Source organism: Mesorhizobium sp. M1A.F.Ca.IN.022.07.1.1, assembly GCF_003997575.1.
Classification (GTDB): domain Bacteria; phylum Pseudomonadota; class Alphaproteobacteria; order Rhizobiales; family Rhizobiaceae; genus Mesorhizobium.
This window is the reverse complement of the sequence record NZ_RZST01000238.1, coordinates 1-9,421: the sequence shown is the minus strand read 5'-3', so window position 1 is coordinate 9,421 and position 9,421 is coordinate 1. Positions and strand designations below refer to the sequence as shown.

5 protein-coding genes and 1 pseudogene are annotated in these 9,421 nt (G+C 63.1%); all 6 read right to left on the bottom strand.

Annotated elements, in window-relative coordinates:
• Positions 1-733: tetratricopeptide repeat protein (locus EOA75_RS22745; RefSeq protein ID WP_164747502.1), on the bottom strand; the 733-nt coding region annotated here is incomplete at its 3' end.
• Positions 720-2,444 carry a dihydroxy-acid dehydratase gene (gene ilvD, locus EOA75_RS22740; protein WP_095778432.1) on the bottom strand — a complete coding sequence of 575 codons (1,725 nt, stop codon included), beginning with the start codon at positions 2,442-2,444 and terminating at the stop codon, positions 720-722. The genes ilvD and EOA75_RS22745, both read right to left, overlap by 14 nt.
• 385 nt (positions 2,445-2,829) lie before the next feature.
• Positions 2,830-4,192, bottom strand: a pseudogene (locus tag EOA75_RS22735) (IS1182 family transposase).
• A 98-nt stretch (positions 4,193-4,290) separates the two neighbouring features.
• Positions 4,291-5,538, bottom strand: coding sequence for an OmpP1/FadL family transporter (locus tag EOA75_RS22730; protein WP_127325214.1), 1,248 nt, complete (start codon positions 5,536-5,538; stop codon positions 4,291-4,293).
• 361 nt (positions 5,539-5,899) lie between these two features.
• Complete coding sequence (locus EOA75_RS22725; RefSeq protein WP_127325213.1) at positions 5,900-8,683, bottom strand: valine--tRNA ligase; 2,784 nt, start codon at positions 8,681-8,683, stop codon at positions 5,900-5,902.
• A 218-nt stretch (positions 8,684-8,901) separates the two neighbouring features.
• A partial coding sequence (locus EOA75_RS22720) for a DUF2497 domain-containing protein (RefSeq protein ID WP_127325212.1) occupies positions 8,902-9,421 on the bottom strand: 520 nt, incomplete at its 5' end.

Genomic DNA, 9,421 nt, shown 5'->3' with positions numbered 1-9,421 from the left:
CCTGCATGCTGCGGATCCAGGGCTGATCCGCCGGCGGGGCACGCTCCAAGGCAGCCGTCATCATCGCCAGGCCGCGCACGATCTTGCCGCTCTGGAACAACAGGTTGCCCAGCGTCGCCTGCGCACCGGCATGGCCTTTTTCGGCCGCGAGTTGCAGCCAGCGCCCGGCCTGTTTGACGCTGGCCTTCACGCCGCCCTCGCCTTTCAGGAACATCTGACCGATCTCGAACTGCGCGTTCGGGTTGCGGTAGTTGGCGGCGGCGCGCATGTAGTATTCCTGCGCCGCAACCTCGTTCTCCTCGACCGGGCTGCCGGGGATGCCTTTGCGCAGATAGTCGCCGAGCGCGACAAGCGCGTCGGAGACATAGCTTTCCTCGGGCGAGCCGGGCTCGACATCCTGGTCGACGATCTCGGAGAAGAACTTGAAGGCCGCATAGTCGTCGCGGGCCACGCCGTCGCCCTGGGCATACATGCGCGCAAGCTTCCAGGTGGCGCCGATCTGGCCGTTCTCGGCGGCATATTTATAGGCCTCGACCGCTTGATCCTTGTGGCCGTTCTTGTAGGCGGAGAAGCCGAACTGGAACACCGCCCACGGGCTCGACTGCGGCTTGACCCCGGTCTTGTCGTCGAACACCTTGTCGTCGAAGGCCATGACCTGCCCGACGGCGCCCAAGGTCGCCACCGCGACCAGTGCCGGCAAGAGAAATGACCTCAACACCTCAAATGTCCGCATAGCAGTGTGTTTCTTTTGCACCGCCCGGATGGGTGACCGCGCCGTCGCGGGCCGACCCTACGGTCTGCGCATATTTCCAGATCGCACCGGACTGATAGTCGGTCTTGCGCGCCTTCCATTTCTTGGCCCGGGCCGCCAGCTCGGCATCCGACAGCGCCACCTCGATCGTGCCGTTCACGGCGTCGATAGAGATCACGTCGCCATTCTTGATGAGCCCGATCGGCCCGCCGACCGCCGCCTCCGGCCCGACATGGCCGATGCAGAAACCACGTGTAGCACCGGAAAAACGGCCGTCGGTGATCAGCGCCACTTTGCCGCCCATGCCCTGGCCGTAGAGCGCTGCCGTCGTCGACAGCATCTCGCGCATGCCCGGACCGCCCCGCGGCCCCTCGTAGCGGATGACGAGAACCTCGCCCTCCCGGTAATTGCGCTGCGTGACCGCTTCGAAGCACTCCTCTTCCGAATCGAAGCAGCGCGCCGGGCCTGAGAATTTCAGCTCCGACATGCCGGCGATCTTCACGATCGCGCCTTCGGGGGCGAGGTTGCCCTTCAAGCCCACAACGCCGCCTGTCTTGGTGATTGGCCGATTGGCGGGACGCACAACATCCTGGCTCTCATTCCAGGCAACGTGCTCCATGTTTTCGGCCAAAGTGCGGCCAGTGACCGTCATGCAGTCGCCGTGAAGATAGCCGTGGTCGAGCAGCGTCTTCATCAAGAGCGGAATGCCGCCGGCCTCGAACATGTCCTTGGCGACATATTTGCCGCCGGGCTTGAGGTCGGCGATATAGGGCGTCTTTTCGAAAATCGCCGCCACGTCGAAGAGGTCGAACTTGATACCCGCCTCATGCGCGATCGCCGGCAGATGCAGTGCCGCGTTGGTCGAGCCGCCGGTGGCCGACACGACCGTCGCGGCATTCTCCAAAGCCTTGCGGGTAACGATGTCGCGCGGCCGGATGTTTTTCGCGATCAGCTCCATGACCTTTTCGCCGGAGGCGAAATTGAACCGGTCGCGCATTTCGTAGGGCGCAGGCGCGCCGCAGGAATAGGGCAAGGCCAGCCCGATCGCCTCGGCGACCGTAGCCATGGTGTTGGCGGTGAACTGGGCGCCGCACGAACCTGCCGACGGACAGGCCGCCTGCTCGATCTCGAGCAGCTCGGCATCGGAGATCGTGCCGACCGAATGCTGCCCGACCGCCTCGAACACATCCTGCACGGTGATCTGCCTTCCGCGGTAGCTGCCGGGCAGGATCGAACCGCCATAAATGAAGATCGACGGCACGTTGAGCCGCACCATCGCCATCATCATGCCGGGCAGCGACTTGTCGCAGCCGGCAAGCCCGACCAGAGCGTCATAGCAATGGCCACGCATGGTGAGCTCGACTGAATCGGCGATCACCTCGCGCGACACCAGGGACGACTTCATGCCCTGGTGGCCCATGGCGATACCGTCCGTGACGGTGATGGTGCAGAATTCGCGCGGCGTGCCATTGGCGGCCGCGACGCCCTTCTTCACCACCTGCGCCTGGCGCATCAGCGAGATGTTGCAGGGTGCGGCCTCGTTCCAGCAGCTGGCGACGCCGACGAGCGGCTGCGCGATCTCGGCCGCCGACAGTCCCATGGCGTAAAGGTATGAACGATGTGGTGCGCGCGCCGGACCTTCGGTCACGTAGCGGCTGGGCAGCTTGGCCTTGGAGATTGCCTTGGCGTCCATCGTCGTCCTTGCCGCACACCCCGCGGCCGGTCCCATCGCCGGGCCAACCTGGCACGCATCCCGAGACCTATTCGAGTTGCTCCGGGTTTATGGCGGGAAATGGGCAGTTCCCTCGGCTAGCCTTTTAGCTTCGGGGTTGTTCATAAACTGTTGCTGAAACGTCACAATCGTCTGAAGCGCCGGCTGTGCAGCTAATTTGCAACACAGGATCGGCCAACCAGCCCAGGCCGTTGATTGCCCGATAGAAAAAGGCCGGGCGGTGCCCGGCCTCAGACTGCTGACGAACCCCGTCGATTTTCGGCGGGGTTTTGTTTTGCAGATTGATTGCGCTTGGGAAATTGGTGGCGGGAGCGGATGTCAGGAGGCCGCCGACGCAGATTTGGCCTCAGGCGAGGACCGGTTTGGGCTTTGGCCAGAGGCTGATTGCGATCTTTTTCATGTTCTGGGCGGCGGCTGCGATCAGGCACTGGCAGGCGACGCGGGTTCGCCCTCGGAAGCGGGCGTAGCGATGGCCGAACAGCTGCTTGGCATCGGCGAAGGATCGCTCGACCGTCTCCTTGCGACGCCGGTAGATGGCCTTGCCCCAAGCCGTGAGCCGGTTGGCATCGACGCGCTCGCGTTGATCCTGCCAGACATGGCGTGTGATGGTGCGCTCGGCCTTGGCGTTTGAGGTGCAGGAGGCCAGCAGCGGACAGTCGCGGCAGATGGCCGGATCGCTTCTGTAATGACGATACCCGCCGCGATCGGTGCTGGCGTAGGTGAGCAACTGGCCCTGCGGACAACGATAGCCGTCCCGATCCGGTTCATGGACGAAGGCGCTCTTCCTCATCTTGCCGGGCCTTGGCGGGGTCGGGTTGCGATAGCCGATGACGCTCCGGATGTTCCTGTCCTCCAGCCCCTTGGCGATGCCTGGCGTGGCATAGCCGGCATCCAGCCCCGCCGCCGCCACAGCGAAGCCGAAGCGCTCCACCTGGCGGTCGAGCCGGCCAAGATAGACGATCGAGTCATGCATGTTGACCGGCGTGGCGAAGGTATCGGTGATGATGCCGCAACGACCGTCCACCGTGCGGTGATCGAGATAGAAGAAGCCCTTCGGCTTGCCCTCGCGCACCATGTAGCCGGCCTCCGGATCGGCGCGCGAGACCTTGGTCTGCTTGACCGGCGGCTTGCGCTCTTTCTGCTTCAGCGGCTTCTGGCCATGCAGCGCCCGTTCCGTCTCGATGGCGCGGTCGAGCTCGCCCCAGTAGTCGGCACGCGACTTGGCGACCATGGCCAGGTCGTATTTGCCCTTGTTGGCGTTGGCCTTCAGGTGCGTGCTGTCGGTATACAGCACCGTCCCGTCCACCAGCCCCGCAAGGATCGCCTGCTCCACGATGCGGTCGAAGATCGCCTGCGCGATCGTCTCGTCCTGGTAGCGCCGCCGACGGTTTTGCGACAGCGTCGAGGCGTCGAACACCTTGTCGGTCAGCTTCAGCCGCAGGAACCAGCGGTAGGCGACATTGACCTCGATCTCGCGCACCAATTGCCGCTCCGAGCGCACCCCGAACAGGTAGCCGATGAACAGCGCCTTGAACATCAAGGTCGGGTCCAGCGGCGGGCGGCCATTGTCGGCGCAGTACAATGGCGCCGTCAGATCGTGGATGAACGAGAAGTCGATCGATCTTGCGCAACAGATGATCGGCCGGAACCAGCTGATCCAACGTGACCATCTCAAGCGCGGTCTGTTCAGGGGCGGGTCGCTTCAACATGACCCAGTGAATCAAAAACCCCCGGCAAACGCCAGGGGTTTGTCAGCAGTCTGAGGCCGGGCGGTGCCCGGCCTTCTTCGCGGAATTGCGGGAGCGACTTAGAACTTGATCTTTATGCCACCCGAGATCGCTGTGACCAGATCGTTGCCGAAGTCGTAGCTGACGTCCGTACCGGCCACATAGCCATTCTCATCGGTCAACGTACCGGAGTGACCGCTCGTCATGACGCCGATAGCACCTGCCAGGCGAATCTCGATGTTCGGCTTCGGGGTATAGGCAACGCCGCCGCCAAGGGTCCAGGTGTCGGTCTGCGAGCCGTAGCCGTGGGAGGTGCCACGGTCCCAGGTCAGTTGGCCGGCCGCGGCCCACTGATCGTTGAACTTGTGACCGATACCCCCAGAAATTGTCCAGCCGTCGCGATACATAAGGTCAAGAGACGTCAGCCGGATCGGAAACGGCGAAACAGTGGTGCAGGCGGCAAGTCCCTGCGAGGCTTGCGAACAGATCGGAATGCTCTGCAGTAAGCTCCAGTTGACCCACTTGATCGAGCCGAAGGCCAGCCAACCGGGTGCAATGCCCGATTGCAACTTCAATTCCACCGTATCCGGCATGTATTGCGTGGGGGCGTAGATTGCTGTGGTGCCCTGCCCGAGATTGGTCAGGTCAAGCGTACCCGAGATATTGTCGAGCTTGACCTTGGAATTGTAGACGAGGCTGGCGCGTAGGGCGATATCCGGAATTTCGTAAGCGATACCGGCGCGCCAACCCCAGCCGCTGCTATCCAGATCAACACGGCCGGTGCCCTGGAAATCGGGAACCAGTGGCGACACCAAGCTCTCTTTGAAGCCATAGACTTCCTGGTAAAATACGCCGCCAATGAAGCGAAGCTGGCCCTTACCGACGTCCATCTTGTAAGAGCACGTACCCGCGTAGTTGTTGCTCTTGATGTCGGTTTCCATGTTGGATTGGGCACCAGCCCAGAGGCCCGGAGCGGTATGCGCTCCCCACGGCTGCGAATAGTCGACCATGCAGTCGACGCCAGGGACAAGCTGTGCCTTGACGCCGATGCGCGGCACCCAATAGTCCTCACTGTCCTTCGCAGTACTGCCAAGCGCGGTCACATTGCCGTCGCTCGGGTCGGTATCCACCGCGTTCTTGAGCTTGCGGCTGGGCATCACATAAGTTGCTTCCGCTTCCGTCACGAACGGCGCCGGATCGAACAGCAGGTCGATGTCATAGCCGCCGCGCTCAATGCCGCCGGCATGCGCCGGGTGCATCGCCGATCCGATCAAAGCCAGCGAGAAGCACCCTGCCCCCAGCAGTGCTTTGAGCCGCAAAACGTTCATGGAAATCCCTCCCCGAAACACGAAGTGGGGCAAGCTAGAACCAATTCAGGTTAACGGCGCAACAACGAATTCGTGAGCTGTACATGTACACCTTGACAGCTCGTATTTTCGCCATGGTCATCGACCGCCCATTGAGCCTAAAAGCGGCTCACTCGGCATCGGCGCGAGAGAAAAAATTGCAAAAACGGTCCGAAACAGCTCAAAAACGGGCCATTTTGAACGGAATAGGCCCCATTGTTACATTACGGCAACAATGGGGCCAAAACTTTCCGTTTACGTCAAAATTAACCCAACGGCAGGCCCTTATGCGAGTGTAGTGACGCTTCGTAAAGCGCCCTCCAGCGGAGCCGAATCTTGCCGGTCACCCGGCGTCTCGGACCCTGGTCAGGGCGACTGAAAGCTTCTCTTGCGCCTCGCGATATTCGGCGAGCTTTTCGCGCTCTGCCTCGACCACCTCCTGCGGCGCGTTGGCGACGAACTTCTCGTTGGAGAGCTTCTTGTGCAGGCGGGCGATCTCCTCGGTCACCTTGGCCAGTTCCTTCTGCAGCCGCGTTGCTTCGGCCTGAAGGTCGATCAGGCTGCCGAGCGGCAGACAGACGGTCGCTTCGTTGAGAACGATCTGGGCCGAGCCTTTCGGCGGCGCATCGACCAGCGCGATGTCGCCGACGCGCGCCAGCCGCTTGATGGCCTGGGCGTGGCGATCCAGCCTTTCCTGCGTGATGGCATTGGCGCCGATCACCACCAGCGGCGCGATCGCCGCCGGCGGCACGTTCATTTCCGAGCGCACCGAGCGAATGCCGGAGACGAGCTCGACCAGCCAGTTGATGTCGGCGGCAGCCTCGTCATCCTCGAAATCGGGCGCGGGCCAGGCGGCGTGGCAAAGCAGGGAGGAGCGTTCCTTCCCCTCGCCCGCGGTCTGCGCCCACAGCTCCTCGGTCATGAACGGCATCATCGGGTGCAGCAGCTTGTAGATCTCGTCCAGCACGAAGGCGACACAGGCCCGGCTCTCCGCCTTGGCCGCCTCGTCCGTGCCAATGAACACCGGCTTAAGCAGTTCCAGATACCAGTCGCAGAACAAGTTCCAGACGAAGCGATAGGCGGCGCCCGCCGCCTCGTTGAAGCGGTAGGTGGTGATGCCCTCCGTGATCGCCCGCGCCGCCCGCGTCAGCTCGGTCAGGATCCAGCGGTTGACCGCGAGCTTGGCGTCGTGCAGCCAGAAATCGTCGTTCCTGGCGACCTCGTTCATTTCGGCGAAGCGCGTGGCGTTCCAGAGCTTGGTCCCGAAATTGCGGTATCCGGCGATACGCGCCGGGTCGAGCTTCACGTCGCGCCCCTGCGCCGCCATCACCGTCAAGGTGAAGCGCAGCGCGTCGGCGCCATACTCGTCGATCAGGTCGAGCGGGTCGATGACGTTGCCTTTCGACTTCGACATCTTCTGCCCGTTCTTGTCGCGCACCAGCGCATGAACATAGACCGTGTGGAACGGCTCCTCGTTCATGAAATGCAGGCCCATCATCATCATCCGGGCCACCCAGAAGAAGATGATGTCGAAGCCGGTCACCAGCACGTCGGTCTGGTAGTAGGTCTTCAGCTCCGGCGTCTGGTCAGGCCAGCCGAGCGTCGAGAACGGCCACAGCGCCGAGGAGAACCAGGTGTCGAGAACGTCCTCGTCGCGCGTCAGGATCTCGCCCGGCTTGAAATTCTCAAGCTTGTCCTCGACCCAGGCCTTCCACGGGCCTTCCAGTGCCAAATAATATTCGACCGCCGCAGCCAGCGCCTCCTCTTCGGTCTTCTCGACGAAGACGCGTCCGTCCGGCCCGTACCAGGCCGGAATCTGGTGCCCCCACCACAGCTGCCGCGAGATGCACCAGGGCTGGATGTTCTCCATCCAGTCGTAATAGGTCTTCTCCCAGTTCCTCGGCACGAAGTTCGTGCGGCCCTCGCGCACAGAGGCAATGGCCGGCTTGGCGAGCTCCGCCGCGTTGACGTACCACTGGTCGGTGAGGAACGGCTCGATCGGCACGCCGCCGCGATCGCCATGCGGCACGGTGTGGCGATGCGGCTCGACCTTTTCCAGGAAGCCGCCCGCTTCCATCAGCTCGACGATCTTCTTGCGCGCCACGAAGCGATCCAGCCCGTCGAGCTCATCCCAGACGGCCTGGCGCTGCGGCGTCACTTCAAGACCTGCAAGGAACTCCTCGTTATCCTTGAGCTTGATGTAGGCTTCGACGGTCAGGATGTTGATCGCCGGCAGCTTGTGGCGCTTGCCGACCTCAAAGTCGTTGAAGTCATGCGCCGGGGTGATCTTGACCGCGCCGGAACCCTTTTCCGGATCCGAAGACTCATCCGCCACAACCGGTATCCTGCGGCCGACGATCGGCAGGATGACGTTCTTGCCGACCAGGTCGCGAAACCGCTCGTGGTCGGGGTGCACCGCCACCGCCGTGTCGCCCAGCATGGTTTCCGGGCGCGTCGTGGCGACGGTGATGAATGTCTGCGGATTCTCGGGATCGAACGCCAGGCCTTCGACCGGGTAGCGGAAATGCCAGAGATTGCCGTTGACCTCATGCTGCTCGACCTCGAGGTCGGAAATGGCCGTCAACAGCTTCGGATCCCAGTTCACAAGGCGCTTGTCCTTGTAGATCAGCCCCTCCTTGTAGAGGGTGACGAACACCTCCAGCACCGCCTTGGACAGACCCTCGTCCATGGTGAAGCGCTCTCGGCTCCAGTCGGCCGAGGCACCGAGCCGCCTCAGCTGATTGAAGATGGCGCCGCCGGATTCGGCTTTCCACTCCCAGACCTTTTCGATGAACTCCTCGCGCGTCAGGTCGCGGCGATGGATCTGCCTCTCCATCAGCTGCCGCTCGACCACCATCTGCGTGGCGATGCCGGCATGATCCATGCCCGGCTGCCACAGCACATTCTTGCCGCGCATGCGCTCGAACCGCACCAGGATATCCTGCAGCGTGTTGTTGAGCGCGTGCCCCATATGCAGCGAGCCCGTAACGTTCGGCGGCGGGATGACGATGGTGAAGGCTTCCGCCCCTTCCTCCGCGCCGGCGCCGGCGCGGAACGCATCGGCCTCTTCCCAGATTTTGGCGATCTTCGGCTCGACGGTCTTGGCGTCGTAGGTTTTATCAAGCATGGAGGAAGTCCGAACTGTCGGGAACAAGCGTCCGGTGTAAATCGGAAGCTCTTGGCCGAGTCAACCGCGAGAAGGATGGGCCTGCCTTGCCCAGATAGGCTTGCGGCGATCAGCGGCAAGCCCATGCCTCATCGCGAGACAAGTCGCGCGGCCGCATTTTCGCGAAAATAAAAGCACCGCCCGACGGCGGCGCTTTTACGATGAAAGCTCAGACGAAATCACTGCGCGCCGCGCGCCACGCGCTCGATTTCCTCGCGCACCAGTCGTTCGACCAGGGTCGGGAGGTTGTTGTCGAGCCAGTCCTGCAGCATCGGCCGCAGCATCTCCTCGGCCATCTCGTCGAAGCTCTTCTTGCTGCGGCTGGCGAAGGCATCGGAAAGCTCGCCGAAGGCCGCCGCGACCTGACGGCCCGCATGCTCGGACAGGATTGCCGGCCGGGCTGGCGGCAGGTCGGCCGAGGATGGCGCCGAAACGTTGTCGGGCGCCGCGGTTTCGGCCGTGGGCGCGGCAAGATCCTCCTCGTCGATCTCGACTTCGCGCGCCACTTCCGGAGTTGCTACCTTCGCCTTGACGGAACTTCCGCCAACGGCGGCGATCTCGCGCCGCCAATCGGCGACGATGGTATCGGCACTTTGCGGCACGCTCGCCGCGCTCCCCGCAACCGCCGGGGTGTCCGGCTCCGCGGCTGCCCTGGCCCCGACTTCCGCCAGGGTGGTGGGAGCAGGCGCGGTCTTCACC